Annotated in this window: 18 protein-coding genes; 16 read left to right on the top strand and 2 right to left on the bottom strand. The window is 39.1% G+C overall.

Annotation, left to right across the window (positions count from 1 at the left end; all coding sequences use genetic code 11):
• Positions 1-67: 67 nt before the first annotated feature.
• Positions 68-742, bottom strand: a complete 675-nt coding sequence (locus BUB03_RS15405; protein ID WP_073064778.1) for an SIMPL domain-containing protein — start codon at positions 740-742, stop codon at positions 68-70.
• Positions 743-950: 208 nt separating this feature from the next.
• Here BUB03_RS15405 and BUB03_RS15400 point away from each other — a divergent pair, with 208 nt between their 5' ends.
• From BUB03_RS15400 to BUB03_RS15365, 8 genes are all read left to right on the top strand, one after another.
• On the top strand, positions 951-2,732 hold the full coding sequence (locus BUB03_RS15400; protein WP_073064776.1) for a tetratricopeptide repeat-containing sensor histidine kinase: 1,782 nt from the start codon (positions 951-953) through the stop codon (positions 2,730-2,732).
• Positions 2,733-2,740: 8 nt separating this feature from the next.
• A complete protein-coding gene (locus BUB03_RS15395; protein WP_139258879.1) occupies positions 2,741-3,457 on the top strand; it encodes a PA3715 family protein in 717 nt (238 codons plus the stop codon).
• Between the two features lie 44 nt (positions 3,458-3,501).
• Positions 3,502-4,236 (top strand): LytR/AlgR family response regulator transcription factor, encoded by a 735-nt coding sequence (locus BUB03_RS15390; protein WP_073064772.1) that lies wholly within the window; start codon positions 3,502-3,504, stop codon positions 4,234-4,236.
• A gap of 60 nt (positions 4,237-4,296) precedes the next feature.
• Positions 4,297-4,839: a lipocalin family protein gene (locus tag BUB03_RS15385; protein ID WP_040995655.1), complete on the top strand. Its 543-nt coding sequence runs from the start codon at positions 4,297-4,299 to the stop codon at positions 4,837-4,839.
• A gap of 137 nt (positions 4,840-4,976) precedes the next feature.
• A complete protein-coding gene (locus tag BUB03_RS15380) occupies positions 4,977-6,227 on the top strand; it encodes a CinA family nicotinamide mononucleotide deamidase-related protein (RefSeq protein ID WP_073064769.1) in 1,251 nt (416 codons plus the stop codon).
• A gap of 87 nt (positions 6,228-6,314) precedes the next feature.
• Complete coding sequence (locus BUB03_RS15375) at positions 6,315-9,713, top strand: polysaccharide deacetylase family protein (RefSeq protein ID WP_073064766.1); 3,399 nt, start codon at positions 6,315-6,317, stop codon at positions 9,711-9,713.
• Positions 9,714-9,791: 78 nt separating this feature from the next.
• Complete coding sequence (locus BUB03_RS15370; RefSeq protein WP_073064763.1) at positions 9,792-11,852, top strand: M13 family metallopeptidase; 2,061 nt, start codon at positions 9,792-9,794, stop codon at positions 11,850-11,852.
• A 301-nt stretch (positions 11,853-12,153) separates the two neighbouring features.
• Positions 12,154-14,253: a M13 family metallopeptidase gene (locus BUB03_RS15365; protein ID WP_073064761.1), complete on the top strand. Its 2,100-nt coding sequence runs from the start codon at positions 12,154-12,156 to the stop codon at positions 14,251-14,253.
• A gap of 65 nt (positions 14,254-14,318) precedes the next feature.
• On the opposite strand, the gene BUB03_RS15360 is transcribed toward BUB03_RS15365, so the two are convergent.
• Complete coding sequence (locus tag BUB03_RS15360; protein WP_040995664.1) at positions 14,319-15,365, bottom strand: hypothetical protein; 1,047 nt, start codon at positions 15,363-15,365, stop codon at positions 14,319-14,321.
• 353 nt (positions 15,366-15,718) lie between these two features.
• On the opposite strand from BUB03_RS15360, the gene BUB03_RS15355 reads away from it, so the two are divergent.
• The 8 genes from BUB03_RS15355 to BUB03_RS15320 all read left to right on the top strand — a co-directional run bounded on the left by BUB03_RS15355 (position 15,719) and on the right by BUB03_RS15320 (position 23,408).
• Positions 15,719-16,165 carry a type VI secretion system contractile sheath small subunit gene (locus BUB03_RS15355; protein ID WP_040996350.1) on the top strand — a complete coding sequence of 149 codons (447 nt, stop codon included), beginning with the start codon at positions 15,719-15,721 and terminating at the stop codon, positions 16,163-16,165.
• Between the two features lie 21 nt (positions 16,166-16,186).
• A complete protein-coding gene (locus BUB03_RS15350) occupies positions 16,187-17,548 on the top strand; it encodes a DUF5458 family protein (protein ID WP_073064758.1) in 1,362 nt (453 codons plus the stop codon).
• Positions 17,549-17,612: 64 nt separating this feature from the next.
• A complete protein-coding gene (locus BUB03_RS15345; RefSeq protein ID WP_228417904.1) occupies positions 17,613-18,086 on the top strand; it encodes a hypothetical protein in 474 nt (157 codons plus the stop codon).
• A 201-nt stretch (positions 18,087-18,287) separates the two neighbouring features.
• Positions 18,288-19,322, top strand: coding sequence for an A/G-specific adenine glycosylase (mutY, locus tag BUB03_RS15340; protein ID WP_073064755.1), 1,035 nt, complete (start codon positions 18,288-18,290; stop codon positions 19,320-19,322).
• 44 nt (positions 19,323-19,366) lie between these two features.
• Entirely contained in the window at positions 19,367-19,924 is a 558-nt protein-coding gene (gldD, locus tag BUB03_RS15335) for a gliding motility lipoprotein GldD (RefSeq protein ID WP_040995670.1), read from the top strand.
• A 28-nt stretch (positions 19,925-19,952) separates the two neighbouring features.
• Positions 19,953-20,876, top strand: a complete 924-nt coding sequence (locus tag BUB03_RS15330; protein ID WP_040995671.1) for a PfkB family carbohydrate kinase — start codon at positions 19,953-19,955, stop codon at positions 20,874-20,876.
• An 87-nt stretch (positions 20,877-20,963) separates the two neighbouring features.
• Positions 20,964-22,328, top strand: a complete 1,365-nt coding sequence (locus BUB03_RS15325; RefSeq protein ID WP_040995672.1) for a peptidylprolyl isomerase — start codon at positions 20,964-20,966, stop codon at positions 22,326-22,328.
• Between the two features lie 135 nt (positions 22,329-22,463).
• Complete coding sequence (locus BUB03_RS15320; protein ID WP_040996352.1) at positions 22,464-23,408, top strand: NAD(P)H-dependent flavin oxidoreductase; 945 nt, start codon at positions 22,464-22,466, stop codon at positions 23,406-23,408.
• Positions 23,409-23,417: the final 9 nt, after the last annotated feature.

The following is a 23,417-nucleotide window of genomic DNA, read 5'->3' as shown; positions in this document are numbered from 1 at the left end:
AACTCAGAAGCCAGGGGTGGAAAAGAAAAAAACAGCCCTTTCGGGCTGTCTTTTAAATCTGTTAATTCTAAAGGATTTCGTATCTGGTTTTGATGCTGTATTTCAGCTTGATATTCTCAATATTGTCAAAAGAAAAATCTACCGGGGCATCTGCTGCTTCCAGCTGTACATTTCTCAGGCTGCTTTTGTAGGCTACAGGAAGAACCGTATCGCTGGTGTAATCTTCAATTTCGATGACTTCCAGTGGAGCGCCGGTCTTTTTGCCCATACTTTCCAGCAGGTAGTCTGCCTTTTCTTTGGCGGCTTTCAGAGCATTGATCTTCACTATTTTCTTGAAATCTGCAATTTTAGTGTTTTTCACTTCTGCCACATTCAGGTTGCTTACCCATTTCTGGTTCAGGTCTTCAAATATTTTGCTGATATTCGCCTTTGTACCTGCTTTAAACTGATAGCTCTTTGTGAACTTGCCGTTTTTTGCATAGATATTCTGGTACATGGATTTGAATTTGATGTCTTCATTCTTTACTCCATTATTTTTTAATGTTTCGAACAGCTTCTTTTCATTATCTGCCAGATCGTTCTTGTTATCTGCTTTAATGCCGATATTGAAGATAATCTCATCCGGCTCCACTTCCATTTCTGCAATACCTGTTACCTCAATGGCATTTTTCTTTACTTCCTGTGCATTGGCAAAACTTCCCAGAGTAAAGATTCCGATTAATAAAAAATGTCTTAATTTCATAATTTCTTGTTTTAAATTCTGAAGTAAAATTACCACGATCCGGAACCCGAAACGGAGAAACTTGGTGAAATAAGGTTTTCACTTGGTGGATGGCCTGAAAAATGTAATCTTTTATCTATGAAACTTGGTGAAACAGAGTTTTGACTTGGTAAAGAATTGAAAAGTTTATCTAAAGTTTTGCTTACTTTGCATTAAAGATCTGAAACCCGTGAAATTAGCTGTTAAAATATTCTTTATCTTCATTCTTGCTGCAGGAAATTTCTGTACCGCGCAGGATTCCACACGGGTTACCAAAGCCTATAAATCTGCGGCAAGACTGAAAAAAGCTGTAGATAATAATGATAATAAAGGTGTTGCCGACAGCTATGTAGGAATTGCCAACGACTACTACAATCAGGGAAATTATGCCAAAAGCGAAGAATTTCTTGTAAAAGCAAGGAATATTTACAAAAACCTGAATGATAAGAAAAACCTTGAAGCCGTTACCCGGAAAATTGCCCAGTCCCAGGAAAAGCAGAACAAAATAACCCCGGCTATCAGCAATTACAACAGGGCAGCTGAGATAAGCTATAGTGAAAAAAGCAGAGCTGTTAATACGAATGATGCAGCCAGGCTTTCTTCCCCCACAGCCGAGCAGAAAGCAGAAGCAATCCAGGATAATATCAATATAAGCCTCAAGGATAAAGATAAAGGTGATCTTGCAACGAGTTACAGCCAGATGGCAGATGTCAATATACAGCAGAAAGATATTCCCAAAGCAGAAGAAAACCTTAACAATGCCTACGTCATTTCCAAAAGGGAAGCCCCTCAGCAGGCTTTGGAAATCAATCAGAAGCTGACCAATTTCTATGTGGAAAATAAAAACTTCGAAAAAGCCATTGAGGCCAAAAAGAAGGTACTGAAAGAAGATTTCGTTAAAGACAATTCACAGGAAAAAGTCAATCAGATTCAGGAATTAGCAGATATTTATATTAAGAAAAATGATCCGGAGGAAGCTGTAGCCTTATTGAAAAATGCCTACGAAATCGCCCTGGAAAAAGGACATACCCTGGAAGCACAGAAAAGTGTAAAAAAATTGGACAGCCTTTATAATATAGCAGGAAATACCAATGCTTCAGTCTCCCTGTACAGAGATTTTCTGGGAAGGCTTCCCGATCTGGTTTCCAAGGACAGAAGCCTGGTAGATAATAAAATACTGGAAGATACCGAACAGAGAATTTCACAGCTTGAAAAAGAAAAAGAGCTGAAAGATGCATTGATCCGAAGAAAAAATATATTTAATTACAGTTTGATCGGAGCTTTGGTTTTGCTTACCGGGCTGATTGTCTTTATTTTCAGGACACTGAAGAAAGTTCAGATCAAAAATAAAAAAATTGCATTGCAGTCGCTGCGGCGCGAAATGAATCCGCATTTTATTTTTAATAGCTTAAACAGTGTCAATCATTTTATTGCGACCAATAACGAGCTGGAAGCCAATCAGTACCTTACAAAATTCTCCAAACTGATGCGTGGCGTGATGGAAAATTCCGCCGAAGACTTCATTCCTTTTCAGCAGGAGCTGGATTTGCTTCAGAATTACCTCGCTCTTGAAAAGACCCGTTTTGCCGATAAATTCGATTATGAAATTGAAGTAGATGAAAGCCTCAATATGCAGAGTCTGAAAGTACCGGGAATGCTCGTTCAGCCGTTCCTTGAAAACGCGGTATGGCACGGATTGCGCTACAGAACTGAGAAAGGATTTTTAAAACTGGTCTTTGAAAAAGAAAATCAGCATTTAAAGATCACTATCGAAGATAATGGAATTGGTATTGAAGAAAGTAAAAAGCAGAAAACCCTGCATCAGAAGACCAGAGAAGGACGGGGAATGAAAAACACCCTCGAAAGGATCAGCCTGCTGAACGACCTCTATAAAAAAGAAATTACCTGCTCTATCAAAGACAAAGAAAATAACAGCGGAGTTTTAGTCAATATTAAAATAAATCTGACATAAAAATAAAGATGAAGAAATATTTATTCATAGGGATAATAATGTTTTCGTTCGTAAAGACTTTCGGACAGGAAATAAACAGCGTCCGTTTTGAAAATGTAGTGAAAAGCTTAAAGCTTGACAAAACCAAGATTAAAGAAGAATTCTGTACGGAAAAGAAAATGCCGAATGCAGAAAATTCATATATCGCTGTTCTTCCTGTCCTGCAGGGCAAAGAGGAAGACGACTTTTTTGTAGTTCGCAATTATATTGTAATCACGGATGAAAACGGAGTTGTGAAGAATCAATATTTCGATCCTGAGGAAATCACTTCCGATGCTATTATGCTGAGAAGTATAAATATAGACACAGGGCTATACAACATAAGTAATGGTATCCGTGCTTTTGGTGTAACGGTAAGTGTTGCCAATGGCAGCCAGCCCAATCCGTATTCTTCGGACACTATTTCACTGTACTATCCTGAAGGTAGAACCCTTAAAAAAGTTTTGAATACATTTGAATTAAGCTCCCACGGCGGAGAATGGGACACCAGATGCTCAGGGGAATTCAATGATGATCATTCAGTGATTATAATGGATAAAACGAAGACTAATAATTTCACAGATCTGAAGGTCAAAACCATATCTGTTGAAACCAAAAACCAGGAAATAAACGGTGACTGTAAAGAACATGAAACATCAAAAGTCACCTACCGGATATTAAGATTTAAAAACGGAAAATACCTATAAACTATCGCCGGCTAATAATAACTGCCACCTATTACCTGAAAAAAATGAAAATAAAATCCGTAATCGTAGACGACGAAATCATTGCCAGAGAAGTTCTCAGAAACTATCTCACAAAATACTGCCCGCAGGTAGAAATTGCAGGCGAGGCGGAAAATATCAGGGAAGCCGTTCCGTTAATTGCTGATAAACAGCCTCAGTTGGTTTTTATGGATGTCGAAATGCCTTTCGGTAATGCATTTGATGTACTGGAAGCCACCAAAGAATTCTCCTACGAAACCATCTTTATCACGGCATTTTCCCAGTATTCATTGCAGGCACTCAATAAATCGGCCAGTTATTATATTTTAAAACCGATTGATATCCAGGAACTTATTCTGGCAGTCAATAAAGTAGCCGAAAGCATTGAAAGCAAGGAAGAGCTTAACCGTAATAAAATTCTTCTCGAAAACCTAAAGCTGAAGCCCGAAAAGCAACAGCTAATCCTTCCTACCTTACAGGGATTTGATGTGGTGAAAACCGAAGACATTCTGAGACTTCAGGCAGACGGGAACTTTACCCAGGTTTACCTTACCGACGGTTCTAAAAAAATGGTCTGCCGATTCCTGAAGCATTTTGATGACCTTCTTGAAAGCCCGTTTGTAAGGGTTCACCGTTCTCACATCATTAATACACGATTTGTAAAATCTTACCATAAAAGCGGAACCGTTATGCTGTCAGATGATACGGAAATTGAAGTTTCAGGCAGCTTTAAAGATAACTTCCTGAAAGTATTTTCCTAGAATTTAACACCGTAAAGGCATTATTTTTGAAGTTTTTAGTGCAATCACAAAATATTCATTATGAAAACTCTTAAGAAAATTGCTGTTCCGGTTACATTAGGTGTTTTAGGGCTGATAATTTACAATTCCTGTTCAGCGGGAATTCCCAAAGGAGCGAAGGCCGTTAATAATTTTGATGCTAAAAAATATCTCGGAAGATGGTACGAAATTGCCCGTTTCGATTACAGGTTCGAGAAAAATATGGACAATGTAACTGCTGAATACTCCGAAAACCCCAACGGCACAATCCGTGTCAGCAATAAAGGCTACGATTACATAAAAAAAGAATGGAAAGAATCCGTGGGAGAAGCAAAATTTGTAAAAGACAAAACAGAAGCCCGGCTTAAAGTATCCTTTTTCAAACCGATCTGGGCAGGCTATAATGTGATTGATATTGATGAAAATTACCAATACGCATTAGTGGCAGGAAGCAGCCTGAAATATCTGTGGATTCTTTCCCGTACAACAACCCTTCCCGAAAGCATGAGACAGCGTTTCATTGAAAAAGCTAAAAGAATTGGGTACAATACTGATGAGCTTATCTGGGTGAAACATAATCAATAGTCAAGTCAGGCAAAAGAGCAAAAAGGCAAAAGGACAAATTCACCATTTTGCCTTTTAGCGTTTTATCCCCTTCACAATTTTGCCCTTCTACATTTTTTACCGTCATTTGCAGGAGATTTTTTTTCGAGAATTTACATATGGAAAAAGCTGTCCTAATTACTATCGGTGACGAGATACTTTCCGGAAATACCGTAGATACCAATTCTAATTTTATTGCTACAGAGCTTAAAAATATAGGCATACCGGTGATACAGATCTTCACTATTTCAGATGAGGTCGACACTATTAAAAATACTTTAAAAGCTGCCTTCGAACTGGGCGACTTAGTCATAACAACAGGCGGCCTTGGCCCGACAAGGGACGACAAGACCAAAAAGGCGCTGGCAGAATATTTTAATGATGAAATTGCATTGGATGAGGTAACCTTCAACCACCTTAAAAACTATATGGAAAAACGCGGGCGGGCTGATATCCTTGAAAGAAACAGGGAACAGGCCTTTGTACCAACAAAATCCGTTGTTTTTCAGAATCATTTCGGAACAGCGCCATGCATGATGATGGAACAGGATGGGAAATTATCCTTCAGTCTTCCCGGTGTTCCTTATGAGGTAAAACCGCTGATCAGGGACCAGATTGTTCCTTATTTAAAAGAAAAATTCAACCTTTATTATATTCATACAAGGATAGTTTCTGTTGTGGGAATTCCTGAGAGTATCCTGGCAGATATGATCGAGGAATGGGAACTTGCGCTCCCCGAAAACCTTGCACTGTCTTATCTGCCCGTGGGAACCCGTGTAAAGCTGAGGATTACGGCCTCAGGAGACAACGAAGCCGCTCTGAAGCAGCAGACAGAAGATGAAATTCAGAAATTGCTTCTTTTGGTGGGAGATCATGTCATTGCTGTTTCGGAAGACAAAATAGAAAAAATTCTTGCCGAAATTCTTAATGAAAGAAAACTGACCATTTCTACCGCAGAAAGCTGTACCGGGGGAGAACTGGCAAAAATGATTACTTCCAACTCCGGAAGTTCCAAACATTTTATTGGAGGCATTGTACCTTATGCTACTGATAAAAAGATTGAAATTTTGAAGGTTTCCAAGGAAACAGTAGATCAGTTTACCGTGGTAAGCGAACAGGTAGCCAGCGAAATGGCCAAAGGCTGCCAAAAATTGTTTAATACCGATATTTCACTGTCCACTACAGGAGTTGCGGGCCCGGGAAAAGGAGAGGATGGCAAAGAAGTGGGAACCGTTTTCTACACCATCAGGATAAAAGACAAAGAATCTACTTCAAAATTATATATGCCTCATCTGGACAGGCTGGACTTCATGTATTTTGTTTCCCAGAAAATCCTTCAGGATCTGGTAGGGCTTCTGATAAATGCTTAGGTGCCAGTTGATTTTTTAATTTTATTTTAATTAAAATCACCATCCTTTTTCACACTTTTTGAAATCCACTTTATAAATTTTCATAAAGTGGAAGATTCAAAACAGATTTTTCAGACTGACAGTAAAAAACGCTGGAGAAGCGTACAGTGGGGCAGCCGTATTTTTATTTTCGTTGCAGTATTGCTTATTCTTGCTTTAGGGCTGATGATGAAGCTCGATAAAAGCCCGAAAATACCTTTCAAGGAAGATTATAAAGCAGTAATGACGGCCAGCAAGCCTTATCTTCAGGAAAATAAGATTTCCAAAGAATATAAAGGTTTCAGAAGCTTTATTTCTGAAAAAACAATGCATACCAATCTTGCCAAAATCCAGCAGGCAAGAGCCGAAAGACTGAAAAATCAGAATAAAAGCTGGTCCCAGTTTCCGGGTGGGATCCGCTCGGCATTCTATGTAGCCTGGGACCCGCAGTCGCTGATGTCCCTGAAAAGAAATATCAGACATATCAATCTCGTTTTCCCTGAATGGTTCTTCCTTGATCCTGAAACGGGAGATTTAAAGACCAATATAGATCCGGAAGGATATAAAATCCTTAAAAGAGCCGGAGTGGCAGCAATGCCTATCTTAAGCAACAATTCCGAAAGGGAATTCCGATCTGAAGGACTTGGGAAAGTATTGAAAGATCCGGGAAAAAGAACAGTGCTTATCCGCAAACTTGCCCAGCAGTGCCAGAAATTTCATTTCAAAGGGATCAATATTGACTTTGAAGATATGAACCTGGATTCTGACGAGTACCTCATTGCCTTTATGAAAGAGCTTTCAGAAACATTCAAACAGAATAAGCTCTTGGTTACGATGGATATCATGACGGATAATGACGATTATAATATCCGGAAACTGAATCCGTATGTAGATTACTTCATCCTGATGGCCTATGACGAATATGCGCAGGACAGCGATGCAGGGCCGGTATCTTCACAAAAATGGATAGAAGCCCAAACGGAAAAAATCCTTAAGGAAACCTCTCCGGAAAAAATAATCCTTGGTTTGGGGGCGTATGGCTATGACTGGAGTACCAACAAGGAAGACAATACATCCGTTACCTATATGCAGGCCATTACAAAAGCCAGCGCGAGTAAAGCCGCTATTAATTTTGATGATAATACCTTCAATTTAAATTACTCTTACACAGACTCTAAAAACAATACGCATACCGTATTTTTTAACGATGCCGCCTCTATTTTCAATACTATGCGTTTTTCCTCTGAATATCCGCTGGCAGGTACAGCAGTATGGAGGCTGGGCAGTGAAGACAGCAGAATCTGGAATTTTTATGATAAAGATCTTACCTCTGCCGGCATGTCCAAACTGAATTTGAAAGAACTGGAAAATGTTAAAGGGCAGACGATGGTAGATTACATCGGCGACGGAGAAGTACTGGATGTTCTGAATACTCCCCATGATGGTAAAATTGCCCTGGAAATTGATTCTAAGGAAAAGATAATTACCGATGAGAACTACATCACTTATCCAAGCTCTTATGAAGTAAAAAAGTATGGGGAAGCACCACAGAAAGATCTTGTATTGACTTTTGATGACGGCCCGGATGAGACATATACCCCGCAAATTTTAGATGTATTGTCAAAATACCACGTTCCGGCTGCATTTTTTCTGGTAGGGCTCAATGCTGAAAAAAACCTTCCGCTGGTTAAACGGATTTACCGTGAAGGCCACGAAATAGGAAACCATACTTTCACTCACGAAAACGTTGCAAAAGTAAGTCCGGAAAGAGCGTTGCTGGAAATGAAACTTACAAGACTGCTTATAGAATGTGTAACCGGGCACAGTACCATTTTGTTCAGGGCACCTTATAATGCAGATTCGGAGCCAACCACTTCCGAAGAAATTATTCCTGTAGCACTGGCAAGACAACAAAACTACCTGGATATAGGAGAAAACATTGACCCTGAAGACTGGCAGCCCGGAATCAAGGCAGATGAGATCATAAAACGGGTGATGGCAGGGATTAAACAGCAGAGGGGAAATATTATTCTTCTGCATGATGCAGGCGGAGATACCAGAGAAGAAACGGTAAAAGCCCTTAAAACCTTAATTCCGATACTTCAGAAACAAGGGTATCATTTTACCAACCTTGCCAGTATTCTGCACAAAAACAAAAACGTACTGATGCCGGAAGTTCCTAAAACGAGATCTTATTATATCATGCAGCTCAATCTGGTCCTCGCTACGGTAATCTATGAAATAAGTCATTTTCTGGTGGCTCTTTTCACCATTTTTATCGGTTTAGGACTCATAAGACTGATAATGATGATGTATTGGGCTTATAAAGAAAGAAAAAAAGAAAAACTGCTGGGCGATTTTCCTGTTTTGGAAACCTATCCCAAAGTATCCATTATAGTTCCGGCCTACAATGAGGAAGTGAATATTATTTCTTCCCTGGATAATTTATTAAAGCAGACCTATCCCAACTTCGATATCATCATGGTGGATGACGGAAGTAAGGATTCAACCTTCCAGAAAGCAAAAGAAGCATTTTCTGACCATCCGAAACTGAAAATTTTCAAGAAATCGAACGGTGGAAAAGCCACCGCACTGAATTTTGGAATTTCCCAAACTGATGCGGAATATGTGGTTTGTATTGATGCAGACACCAAACTCCAGTATGATGCCGTAAAATATCTGATCGCCAGGTTTTTAAATTCAGATCCTGATGATAAGATCGCTGCAGTGGCAGGGAACGTAAAAGTAGGAAATATGGTGAACTGGCTCACCAGATGGCAGTCGATAGAATATACCACAAGCCAGAATTTCGACAGATTAGCCTACGCTTACATTAATGCAGTAACTGTAATTCCAGGGGCGATCGGGGCATTTAAAAAATCTGTCATCATAGAAGCAGGCGGGTATTCTACCGATACCCTTGCGGAAGACTGTGATATTACCGTGAAAATTTTAAGAGCAGGATATACTGTTGCCAATGAAAACAGAGCGGTTGCGGTAACCGAAGCACCTGAAAGTGTGAAACAGTTTTTGAAACAACGTTTCCGCTGGACCTACGGGATTATGCAGATGTTCTGGAAACAGCGCCAGACATTTCTCAATCCGAAATATAAAGGGCTTGGGCTCTGGGCAATGCCGAATATCTTACTGTTTCAATATATTATTCCGTTCTTTTCACCTCTGGCAGACCTGATCATGTTCTTTGGAATTTTATCCGGAAATGGCGGGAAAATATTCACCTATTATCTGATTTTCCTTTTGGTAGATGCATCTCTGGCTCTGATTGCCTTCATTATGCAACGGGAGAAACTATCTAACCTGTTGTATGTTATTCCGCAGCGGTTCGGATACAGGTGGCTGATGTATATTGTGTTATTCAGAAGCCTGAGAAAAGCATTGAAAGGGGAAATGCAGTCCTGGGGATTTTTAAAAAGAACAGGAAATGTAAAAGAGATAGCAGCTTCCTGATATTTGTTTAAATTTGTTATTGATAAAAAGTAACAAATTATAAAAACAACAGACCTATTATAAAAATTTGCTATCATAATGAAAAAACTAACACTTTCTTTGTTTTTACTGGCAGGAGTTTGCTCACTAAACACAGTGAACGGACAGGCTAAGGCTGTGAAAACAATGGCTAACAACACTACGGATAACGGCTTGGATCTTAGCCTTATGGATACTTCCGTACGTCCGCAGGATGACTTTTACAACTACGTAAGCGGTACGTGGATGAAAACAGCTAAAATTCCGTCCGATAAACCGACCTGGGGAAGTTTCAATAAGCTGGCTGAAGATACGGATAACAACTCTATGACCATCCTGAACTCTCTTCTGAAAGATAAATTTGCAGACGGAAGCGAGGGGAAAAAAATCCAGGATCTGTATGCCACTTACATGAACATGCAGAAAAGAAATGCAGACGGAATCAAACCTATCCAGGAAAACCTGAATAAAATTGATGCCATCAAAAACATGGCTGATCTTCAGAATTACCTGACTTCTGTAACCAAAGACGGCGAAAACACGCTTTACGGATGGGGTGTAGATGCAGATCTTAAAGACTCTAAAATGAATGTGGTTTATTTAGGAAATGCTTCACTGGGGTTAGGAAGAGATTACTATCAGAAAGTAAATGAAAAAAATACGGAAGCTATTGCTGAATATCAGAAATATGTAGCTTCCATGCTTAAAGAACTAGGCTATAAAAATGCTGATGCTGCTGCCAAAGGAATCGTTGATTTCGAGAAAAGCGTTGCAAAGACTTATCTGACGAACGAACAGAGCCGCGACAATACTTTGCAGTACAACCCAAGAACCATGGCTGAACTTTCAACATTGGTAAAAGGTGTTGATATCCCTGCTTACCTGAAAAAAGTAGGCGTAAGTACAGATAAAGTGATCATCGGGGAAATCGGGTATTACAAAGACTTTGATAAACTGGTGAATGCTCAGAACCTTCCTGTGATCAAGGATTATTTAAAATTCCATATGATCCACGGAAGCGCTTCTTATTTAAGTGAGAAATTAGGTGACATGAGATTTAATTTCTATGGTAAATATTTAAGAGGCCAGCAGGAGCAGAGAGCATTGAACAAGAGAGGATTTGAGCTGATCAACGGTACTCTTGGGGAAGCTTTCGGAAAATTATATGTTGAAAAATATTTCCCTGCTGAAGCAAAAGCGCAGATGGTAGAACTGATTGATTATTTAAAGAAAAGCTTCGCCGTTCACATCAACAATTTAGCATGGATGTCTTCTACTACAAAGGAAAAGGCAATGCAGAAATTGAACAAGTTCACTGTAAAAGTAGCTTACCCGGACAAATGGAAAGATTATTCAAAACTGGATATCGTTCCTGAGTCTAAAGGCGGAACATTATATTCAAACCTTCAGAATATCACTGAATGGCAGTATAACAAAGATCTTGCAAAAATCGGAAAACCGGTTGACAAATCAGAATGGGGTATGACGCCACAAACGGTAAATGCATACTACAATCCTGTAAACAACGAGATCGTATTTCCTGCTGCAATCCTTCAGCCGCCGTTCTTCAATCCTAAAGCTGATGCTGCAGTTAATTTCGGAGGAATCGGAGCTGTTATCGGCCACGAAATGAGCCACGGATTTGATGATTCAGGAGCTCAGTTCGATGCTGACGGAAATCTTGTAGACTGGTGGACACCTGAAGACAAAGCTAACTTCGAGAAAGCAACAAAAGCTCTTGCTGCACAGTACGATAAGTATGAGCCTGTAAAAGGAACTTTCGTAAACGGTACTTTCACAAACGGTGAAAATATCGCTGACTTAGGAGGAGTAAATATTGCTTACGATGCCCTTCAGATGTATTTAAAAGATAAAGGTAATCCGGGGAAGATCAGCGGATTCTCTCAAGATCAGAGATTCTTCCTAAGCTGGGCAACCGTTTGGAGAACTTTATCAAGTGAAAAATATATGGTCAACCAGGTGAAAACAGACCCGCACTCTCCGGGATATTTCAGAAGCTTCGGTCCACTTATCAACGTTGATTCCTTCTATAAAGCGTTCGATGTGAAAAAAGGAGACAAGCTTTATAAAGAGCCTGCAGACAGAATTAAAATCTGGTAATAATCAGATAATAATAATCAAAACCGTTCAGCAATGAGCGGTTTTTTTGTTTTCTAGTTTCGGGTTTCAGGTTTAGAGTTACGAATTCTGATTCGAATTATGATGAATTATACTTAATCAAAATATCATTTTGACAAAAATCACCCCAAACACTATAATACGAATACTCTCAAACTCGAAACTAGGAACTCGAAACCCGCACCAAACCACCAACCTTTCATCATTTATCAATTATCATTAATCACCTATCATTAAAGTTCGTATATTTGGTAAGTTTGTGTTAAATCAAAAATTATCTTTAATGAAAAAGCTAAATATTGGAGTACTTGCCCTTTCAGGGATTGTATTTTTAAATTCATGCGGAACGGCCAGGACTGCCGGTACAGAAACTAAGACTGAAACCACAGTTGCCGTTACAGAACCAGTAAAAAAAGAAGAAGTGAAAGAAGAAGGAATCAATTTATCTTATATGGATAAGAGCGTTCGTCCGCAGGATGACTTTTTTAGCTATGTGAACGGAAATTGGGTAAAAACCACTCAGATTCCTTCAGATAAGGCAAGTTGGGGCTCTTTCAATGCGTTGAGAGAGAATGTGGATGATGCTTCCCTGGATATTCTGAACAAAATTTTATCAGAAAGTTATTCCGAAGGATCCGAAGGGCAGAAAATCCAGAACCTGTATGCCTCTTTCATGGATGTAAACAAAAGAAATGCTGAAGGGCTTTCTCCCATCAAAGGGGATCTGGCAAAAATAGATGCCATTAAAAACCTGAATGACCTTCAAAAATACCTTCTTGAAGCTACAAAATTAGGAGACAACTCATTTTACGGATGGAGAGTAGGCGCAGACATGAAGAATTCCAAAATGAACGCCGTATATCTTGGAGGCCCGGACCTGGGATTAGGAAGAGATTATTATCAGAAAGTAAATGAAGCAAATACAAAGACCTTAGCAGAATACCAGACTTATGTAGGTAAGCTATTCGGAGTTTTAGGCTACAAAAATTCTGATGCAGCTGCAAAAAATGTGGTTGATTTTGAGAAGCAGCTGGCCAATTATCTTCTTACATTAGAGCAGAACAGAGACGCCAATTTAAGATACAACCCGAAAAATGTATCCGAATTATCAGGTGTTGTTAAAAATATCAATCTGGCAAAATACCTGTTGGATGCAGGAGTTAATACCGATAAAGTGATTATTGGGGAACTGAAATATTACCAGAACATGGATCAGTTTTTGACCCAGAAAAATCTTCCGCTGTTAAAAGACTACCTGAAATATCACCTGATTAACGGAAATGCCAGCAATCTTGATGATAGCCTTGAGCAGATCAGATTTGATTTCTATTCAAAATATCTTCAGGGGCAGAAAGAACAGCGTCCGATGAATAAAAGAGGACTTTCTCTGGTAAACGGAGTTCTTGGTGAAGCTTTTGGGAAATTATACGTTGAAAAATATTTCACTCCTGAAGCGAAAGCTCAGATGGAAACCTATATCGATTACCTTTTAAAATCATTCAAACAGCATATCAATGATATCGACTGGATGTCTCCTGCCACGAAGGTAAAAGCCCAGGAAAAATTATCTAAATTCACGGTGAAGATTGCTTATCCGGACAAATGGAAAGATTATTCACAGTTAAAAGTAGAATCTCCGAAACAGGGTGCAACACTATATTCCAACCTTCAGAATGTATCGGCATGGCAGTATCAGAGAAGCCTGGACAAAGTAGGAAAACCGGTTGACAAAACAGAATGGGGAATGTCTCCGCAAACTGTAAACGCATACTACAGCGGATCAAACAACGAAATCGTTTTCCCGGCAGCTATTCTTCAGCCTCCTTTCTATAACCCTAAAGCTGATGCAGCGGTTAACTTCGGAGGAATCGGAGCGGTGATAGGCCACGAGATTTCTCATGGATTCGATGACAGTGGTTCACGTTTCGATGGTGACGGAAACCTTAACAACTGGTGGACCGAGGAAGACCGTAAGAACTTTGATGCAAAAGTAGGTCAGCTTGCTGCCCAGTACAGCGCTTACGAACCGGTAAAAGGAAGCTTTGTGAACGGTAAATTTACAAGTGGTGAAAACATCGGGGACCTTGGTGGAGTAGCAGTAGCTTATGATGCCCTTCAGATGTATCTGAAAGACAAAGGAAACCCGGGAAAAATCAGTGGATTTACCCAGGACCAGAGATTCTTTATGAGCTGGGCAACGGTGTGGAGAACAAAATCTACAGACCAATATATGATCAATCAGGTGAAGACAGATCCGCACTCTCCGGGAGTGTTCAGGGCATTTGGTCCGCTGGTGAATCAGGATGCATTCAACAAAGCATTTGATATAAAACCTGGAGACAAAATGTATAAAGCGCCTCAGGACAGAATAAAAATTTGGTAGAACAGCCGAAAATTGTTAGAAAACAAAGAATCCATCTCATATTAATTGGGATGGATTCTCTTTTTTTAATGGGCTTTCTTATAATTCCGGATTATAAAATTTATTCCGGTTTCAATAATGTCTCCCATTGTTTTACAATATTTGAAGTTTACATCGTAGGTAAGTTTTTGTAAAGCTGTTTTCAGCTCTGTGACATTGGCTTCCGGCGCGATCTCTTCTTTTTTCATAATAGAAATAAGCTCATTGAATCTGCTTTGGCTGCTGGTCACTCTTTTTACAATCTGCGAACGGACTTCTTTACGGTACTGTTCTATAGAATTAGGTTTCAGTTTTTCCAGAACCATCTTAACCATTGCATTGTTTTCTTTGAAATATTGGGGAAGATAAACTTTCAGATTCCCTTCATAGCTTTGCTGATCAAAATCGATAGGACGGATTCTGTAAATCACCTGATCGAAATCGTGAATAGGAATAATCACATAATTGTAAGAGCGCATGTCACCCAGTAGCCCGATAAGGCAGCGCTCATTGAACTTTACAAACTCCTTGGAAATCTGTGCTTTTTCCAGTTCTGTACAGTTAAGTAAATGCTTTTGGATGAAAACATCCCCCGGAATTCCTAAGATATGCTCTTCTATCAAAGTATTTTTATGGATCAAAAAATTAATCCGGTTGGGAGAAAGCAGGTCTTCAATTTCCAGCCCGTATATACGGGAAGCATCGGCTTGCTTGATATAAAAATTAGTATGATTGTCGTTGAGAATATTTCTCACCCGGATCCGGAAAGGTCTGGAGTTTCCGAAAGTACAGAAGTCGATCGTATCCACTTTCAGATAAGGTAAAGTCGCTTCATCTCCATCGGAATGAAGAAGAGTGTAAATTTTATTTAAATTAGCCTCTATTTCTGTAAATTCATGTTCAGAGTACATTACACCAAGCCATAAAGTATCCTTACCGTCCTTATCCAGAATACTTATACTGTCGCTGAATCTTAGCAGGTCTTCATATAGAAACTGGATGTTGGTTGTTCTGTTATGTTTCTCCAAATACTGGTTTAATGCTTCAGAAACGGGATATATGGGTTTTCTAAACGCGATCTTTACATCTTTCATGACACTGTTTACTTGGTTTAAATATAAAGAATTTTTTTCCTCACATCGGAGGAATTCTTATTTTAACATGTGCTGGATGCTTTTTTATAAATGCAGAGCATACAAAGACTTTATTTTATTTTCCGTAGCTTATCTTGTTTATTTTTCATAGTTTAGTGATATCGTAAAGTCATGATTTTACGTTATATATAAATTAGGTTAAATTAAATATTTCAAGAAAAATCTTTACAAAATTTTGTATGTTACAGTTTTTTTTTAAATTTAAACATTGGATTGGTAATTTATTCGATTCATCGGTAAATTACTCAAAGACAGATCCGAACCAAAATCAGAAATCTCAAAATAACAATAATATGGCAATGTTTAATTATGGTGTTGGCGGCAACGAGGTAAAAGTAGACGCTAATGAAGCGATTCAGGAAATACAGGAAAACAAATCGCTGATAGTAAGCCAGCTTACAACAGAGGAGTCGTATACTCCTGAAATTGTAACAGGATTAAAAACAGTGGAAGACGTCTTCAGACATTTTCAACCATCCGTAGCTGTACAGCACGAAACGGAAGAAGGAACTATAGTGGAAGAGGAATTCCGTTTTCAGAACCTTGCAGACTTCACACCCAAAAATCTTACTCAGAAATCAGACTATTTGCAGCAGCTTAGCATGGAACAGGAGCAGTACAACAAGATCGTACGCCAGCTGAAAACCAATAAGATTCTGCGTAATATGCTTGAGAATGAACAGACCAGAGCTGCATTCATCGAAGTACTGAAAGATGTGGCACAAGAACTTGAAAAATAATTATTTACACTAAATCAAATCATGGATAGCAAATTACAGGCACAAGAAAGCCAGCAGCAGGGTCAGCAGCAACATTCAGGGCAGCCGAAGGGCAACCCGCTTGCGGAGCTTAATAAAATAGGAGGTTTTGGCTTTGTTGAATCCGTTGTAGACGGTATCGCCAATATGAACCCAACGAGAAAAGCCAGGAAAGAAATTTTCCTGAACGACAATAATAAAGCAGACGAAAGAAAAGAACTTCTTCAAAAAATAAACCTTTGGGTAAGTCTTTTGGAAGGAAACGAATCTGCAGATAAAATGGCAGATACCTGCAAAGCCAAAGCACAGGCAGCAGACCAGAATTTAAAGACCAACCTGAAAAATACACTGGACGCAGTACGTTTGCTGGAAACCAACTACAGAACGGTAGCCCAGTTCTACAAAAATACGGAACTGGATAAAGTGGATAACGTAAGCATCGTTAATGCAAGCCTTGAGCAGGTTTCAGATCTGGATAACCCTTTATTCATCGATGCTATTTCCGAAGAATTCAAAAACTATTACGACCGTCTGGATCTTAGAGACAACTATTCTATCCTGGCAATCCCTGGATATTTAGGCTCAAATAAAGTCATTGAAAAATGGGCAAAGATCTGTAACGAGAACAAAGTAATGATGGTGACCGACTTCGCGAACCTTGACAAGCCGGATGATGTGGTAGATTTATTCCATTCTGCCAACCTTACAGGAGGGGAGCTTCACAGAAGTAACGTTATTATGACGTGTAACTGGCTTGTAGGTAGAGGAAGAGCTGAAGAAGTAGGAGAAGAGGAAAACGTAGAGCTTCCGCCTTCCACTTCATTAGCCGGAAAAATCCACAAAACACTGATGTCTCAGGTAGCAGCCGGTAAAAAACACGGTAACATCAACGAAGTGGATGCTGTAAAATTCGAGCTGAAGAAAAGCGAAATTTCTCAGCTGGAAAAAATGGGTCTTGTTCCGATGGTTAACGAATACGGAAAGATCATGGCATTCTCTGCCAAAACATTGTTTACAGGAGATAATATCGGTCTTCAGACCTATTCAGTAGTTCGTGTATTCGACTATGTAACCAAAGTATTACTTGACTTCCTGAACAGAAGAGCTTTCGAAAACTGGAATGCCAAGAACGAAGATGATTTAAGAAGACAGATCGTAACTTTCCTTGACAATATCAAAGGACCGGATAAACTGATCGAAAAATTCAAGATCGTTCGTTTCGAGCAGGATAGAGTCAATAAAGACAGAGTATGGCTTGATATCCGTATGACTCCTTATTTCCCTACAAAAAGTTTCGTGATCAAATTAGACGGACATAAAGGAGATGATGGCAACGAATGGGATGCACAATACACTCAGGAATAATAAGAACTCCAATTAAATAAAAAAACCGATGCATTTATACATCGGTTTTTTACTGCCAATTCATATGAAAATTAATGTGATCAAAAAAAGTTTAGCAGGCTTTCTGCCTTTGTTTATTCTGATTGTATTATCGGGATGTGAAAAAAAATACCAGGCGCCGGATCATTATGCTGTGGATCTTTTTAAAGACGAACGTCAGCAGGGAAAAGCCTACATCATGAATGAAGAAGAATGCTTTGACGGCAGCGAACTGGTTATCGCAAGTTCAGAGGTGAAACTTGCTGACAGTTCAAAAGGAAGAGGGAAAAACTTCTTTCTTTACAAAGTAAGATCCGGAAAAGTATTAAAAACAATAAGAGATTCAGTGGCAGACTATCCTTTCATGTTTCTTTCAGATCAAAGGCTTAAGCTTAAAAACGATTCAATTTACCTTTATCTGAAAAAACTGGAAGGTTTCCGTTTTATTGCAGCAGAAAGAAATCTCAAATATCAGTGGCTGAAAGCAGCTCCGGTATACTCCGTTAAAAAGGATAAATAGTTTTATCTTTGCAGGATGGGAATCTGAAGCCTACCAAGTTTTTAGAATGTAAGTTGTAAAAATAGGCTTTGACTCCGCTCAGCATGACAATTCTCAATCATACTGTATAAAACGGTAGCATCAGAATGTCATGCTGAGCGGAGTCGAAGCATCTAAAAAACTCGTTCAGATTCCGGAATAATTTTAAACAGACAAAACTTTTTGGAAAAAGATAATAAAACCTCAGATTTTCTTCATATCGGAAACAAGCTCCTGAGCTGGTACGGGAAAAATGCCCGGGATCTTCCCTTCAGACAGACAAAAGATCCTTACAAAATCTGGATCTGCGAGATTGTTTTTCAGCAGACCAGGATCAGTCAGGGACTTAATCATTATAATAATTTCATTAAAAGGTTTCCGGATGTAAAAACTTTGGCCGAAGCAGAAGAAAATGAAGTTTTGCTTTACTGGAAAGGGCTTGGATACTATTCGAGAGCGATCAATATCCATAAGGCTTCACAACAGATCATGAACGATTATCATGGAGTTTTCCCGGCAGATTATGAAGAGATTTTAAAATTAAAAGGAGTAGGGAAGTATACGGCGGCTGCCATTTCAAGCATTTGTTTTGATGGCAAAATGCCGGCGGTAGATGGTAATTTTTACAGAGTTTTAAGCCGTATTTTTGCTGATGACTTTGATATTTCCAATTCCAGAGCTTTTTCCTACTTCTCACAGCTTGCAGGATTGGTCATGCCTGAAAATGTAGGCGATTTTAATCAGGCAATGATGGATCTCGGCTCAGAGATCTGTAAACCTAAAAATCCACTCTGTAGTGAATGTCCTGTAAATGATGACTGTCTTGCTTTTTCCCTGGATAAAACATCGGATTACCCTGTAAAAACCAAAAAAGTTAAAGCATCAGACCTGTCGCTGAAGTACTATTTCGTACATAGAAACGGGCAGTTCCTGATCAGGCAAAGAAAAGATGATTTCATCTGGAAAAAATTATTCGAGTTTCCTACGGCTATTTCTGCAGAGCTTGAACCGTTTATCAAAGGAGTTAAAACAGTCACCCATAAGCTTACCCATAAGAATCTGACCATTGAAATTTCAAGTGTTGAGATTGATTCAGAAGCAGTTTGGAACAGATTTACTTCCGAAAATGAGTATATCATTACCGACTTTGAGGCCTCTCACGAAAAATCCTTTCCCAAGCCATTGGAAAACTATATCCAAAACTCACTGAAAGACTGAAATTTGTCTCCCAAAATCTGAAATCTAATTTGTACTTTTGCAAAATGATAAAAAACGTCATTTTTATTTTTGTATCACTGCTTTTAATTTCGTGCGGAAAAGACCATGTTCCGAAACCTTATGGAGAACTCCGTCTCGAGTATCCTGCACCAACCTATCAGAAGTTTGAGAATAACTGTGCCTATACTTTTGAATATTCCGATTTTGCATCCATTTCCGATGCTAAAAAGCCGTGCTGGTACTACATCAATTACCCAAAAATGAAAGCAAAGATTTTTGTAACCTATTATCCGATACAGAATGATTTTGCAGACCATATCAAAGAAGCAGAGAAAATGGTGTATGAGCATACTATTAAAGCGAGTTCCATCGATACCAAATCATTCGAATATCCGGACAAAAAAGTGTACGGAAACTTCTATGAACTGAAAGGGCAGAGCGCTTCCAATCTTCAATTTTACATTACAGACAGCACAAAACACTTTGTGACTGCTTATCTATACTTTAATACAAGGCCGAAACCCGACTCTCTGGCCCCGGCAGTGAACTATATCAAAAACGATATGAAACACCTGCTGGACACTTTTGAATGGAAAAAATAATTGACTTTTAAAATACATTGAAAAATATATGAAACTTTTAGTTGTAGGAAGTGTTGCATTTGATGCAATCGAAACGCCATTTGGTAAAACTGATAAAATTTTAGGAGGTGCAGCCACCTATATTGGCATTACTTCTTCTATTTTAGGCGTTAAATCCGGTATTGTTTCCGTTGTTGGAGGAGATTTCCCACAGGAGCACCTTGATATGTTCACACAAAGAGATGTAAATATTGAAGGAATTGAGATTGTAAAAGAAGGAAAAACATTCTTCTGGTCAGGGAAATATCATAATGATCTGAATACCAGAGATACTTTGGCTACAGAAGTGAATGTTTTAGAGAACTTCGATCCTAAAATTCCTGATTCAATGCAGGATGCAGAGATCCTTCTTCTTGGAAACCTGCACCCGGGTGTTCAGTTATCCGTATTGGAAAAAATGAACAGCCGTCCTAAGCTGGTTATCCTTGATACCATGAACTTCTGGATGGATTCAGCCTGGGATATCCTGATGGATATGATTGCCAAAACAGACGTTATTACCATTAATGATGAAGAGGCAAGACAGCTTTCCGGAGAATATTCTTTGGTAAAAGCAGCTAAAAAGATCCATACAATGGGTCCTGAGTATGTAATCATTAAAAAAGGAGAGCATGGGGCTTTACTTTTCCATGACAATAAAGTATTTGCAATTCCGGCACTTCCTTTGGAAGAAGTTTTCGATCCAACCGGAGCAGGGGATACTTTCGCAGGAGGTTTTGCAGCTTATCTTGCCAAAAAAGGCAGGTTTGATTTCGAAACCATGAAGTCTGCCCTGATCGTAGGTTCTGCTATGGCTTCGTTCACTGTGGAGAAATTCGGAACAGAAAGAATTGAAGAAGTAAACGAATCTGATGTATTCAGCAGATTGAGACAATTCAAAGAATTAACAACATTCGATGTTGAACTGCAATAAATAAGTCTTTTTAAGAAATATTTATAATAAAAAATTTAGACAAATTCGTTAAGAATTCTAAATTTGCAACTTGTTTAAAATAGTAAAATGACAAATAAACTAAAAATCACTTTTCTTCTTGGGATTTTCATGATGATATTCTCTTCAAACATGAATGCTCAGCTAAAACCGGGAGAATTAGTGGATGGTATTGCTGCTGTTATCGGGGATGAAATTGTTTTGGAATCGGATGTGAATGAGCAGATGAACTATGCCAAACAACAGGGAGCCTCCGAAACAGATAAATGCGACTTCCTTGAAAACCTGATCAGCAATAAGCTTCTTGTATATGAAGCCAAAAAAGATACATTAATTGAAAACCGCTCGGCTGCCATTAAAGAGCAGGCCAATGCAAAATACCGTCAGTTGCTTTCCCAGTTTCCGGATGAAAAAACGATGCTTGCAGCATATAAATTCAGAAACGGATACGAAATGAAAAACGCTATCGAAAAGATAGACACAGACCAGTATTACGGGCAGGCAAAATATCAGCGTATCACTGAAAAGGCAGATGTAACACCGAATGAGGTTACAGACTTCTACAACCTTTATAAAATGCAGCTTCCTGAGGTAAAGGATGAGATTTCTTTAGCACAGATCATGGTGTATCCTAAGCTGACTGAAGCCCACAAACAAGATCTTATCAACAGATTAAAGAAAATCAAGGCAGATATTGCAGCTGGTGAAACCTTCGAAAGCCAGGCAAGAATCTATTCCGAAGATGAAGGATCTGCTGCGAATGGAGGACTTTATAAAAATATTTTCAAAGGACAGATGGTAAAACCGTTTGAAGCGGCTGCCCTGAACCTTCAGGAAAATGAAATTTCAGATCCTGTTGAATCAGAATTCGGATATCATATTATCCAGCTGATCAAAAAATCAGGAAAGGTGTATGATGCCAGACATATTTTATTGAAAGCTACTCCTACAGATGATGAAATAAAAACGGCAAAAGCAAAATTAGACAGTATCAAAGGTCTTATTATTGCCGGGAAAATAACATTTAAGGATGCGGCTTATAAATTCTCTGATGACAAGAAAACGAAATTCAATGCAGGAATTATTTCCGGTGCGGATGGTTCGGACAAAATTGAAAGAGAAAGTATTCCAGGAACAATTACTTATGAATTAGCCGGATTGAACAAAGGAGATATCACTGCCCCGTTCGAAGATGAGGATAATAAGAGAAAAGTCATTAAGATGATTAAGGTAGAAGATGTTATTCCTGCCCACCAGATTACCCTGGAGACCGATTATAACAGGATCAAGCAGATGGCGCTCAATAAAAAACGAAATGAAATGATTGAGAAGTTTGTTAACTCCAAACTCCCGACCACCTTTATATCCATTGACGGACGTTACGATGACTGTAAGTTCAAAGCCAACTGGAAAAAAGAATCAATCAAAAAATAAATACAAAACCTTCAGAATTTCTGAAGGTTTTTTTATATTAAAAAATCAAGATACTTCCTCTGGAATCCGGGGTTTTTATTATTTTTACGCATGAGCAATTTTATAGATTTCAACTCAGCAAAAAAACTTCATGAAATGAGGACAGAGCAAAATAGAATTACAGAGCTTTTCAACATACAGTATCCCATTATCCAGGCCGGAATGATCTGGCATTCAGGATGGAGGCTGGCTTCAGCGGTTTCTAATTGTGGAGGCCTGGGACTGATCGGTGCAGGAAGTATGTATCCCGATATTTTAAGAGAAAATATTCAGAAATGCAAGCAGGCAACAGATAAGCCTTTTGGCGTTAATGTACCCATGTTATACCCTAACCTTGAAGAAATTATTCAGATTATACTGGAAGAAGGCGTAAAGATCGTTTTTACTTCTGCCGGAAATCCCAAAACTTATACAGAAACCCTTCAAAAAGAAGGAATAAAAGTCGCTCACGTAGTTTCGTCTACCAAATTTGCGGTAAAATGTGAAGAGGCGGGGGTAGATGCTGTTGTTGCTGAAGGCTTTGAAGCCGGAGGACACAACGGAAGAGACGAGACTACTACCTTCTGTCTGATCCCGAATGTGAAAAAACACATTTCCAAACCATTGATCGCCGCCGGTGGAATAGCACTGGGTTCACAAATCAAAGCTGCCATGATTCTGGGGGCAGATGGCGTACAGATCGGTTCCCGTTTTGCGGCTACCGTTGAAGCAAGCGCCCACGAAAACTGGAAAAAGAAAATTACAGAACTGAACGAAGGAGATACCCATCTTACTTTGAAAGAGCTGGCACCCGTAAGAATGGTGAAAAACAAGTTCTTCAATGAGCTGGAAGACATTTATCAGTCAGGAAGAAACAAAGAAGCTCTGATAGCCTCACTGGGAAGAGCAAGGGCCAAGCGTGGAATGTTTGAAGGTGATATGGAAGATGGCGAGCTGGAAATAGGACAGGTTTCTGCTTTGATCAATGACATATTGCCTGTAGAAACTGTGTTCAGGAATCTGCTGAAAGAATTTGAAGAAGCCAAGGCACCGGCTTTATAGAATTTAAAC

Origin of the sequence: Chryseobacterium oranimense (assembly GCF_900129755.1) — a bacterium.
Taxonomy (GTDB): Bacteria; Bacteroidota; Bacteroidia; order Flavobacteriales; family Weeksellaceae; genus Chryseobacterium; species Chryseobacterium oranimense.
Note: the sequence above shows the minus strand (reverse complement) of the source record. Positions and strands in the feature narration are given on the sequence as shown.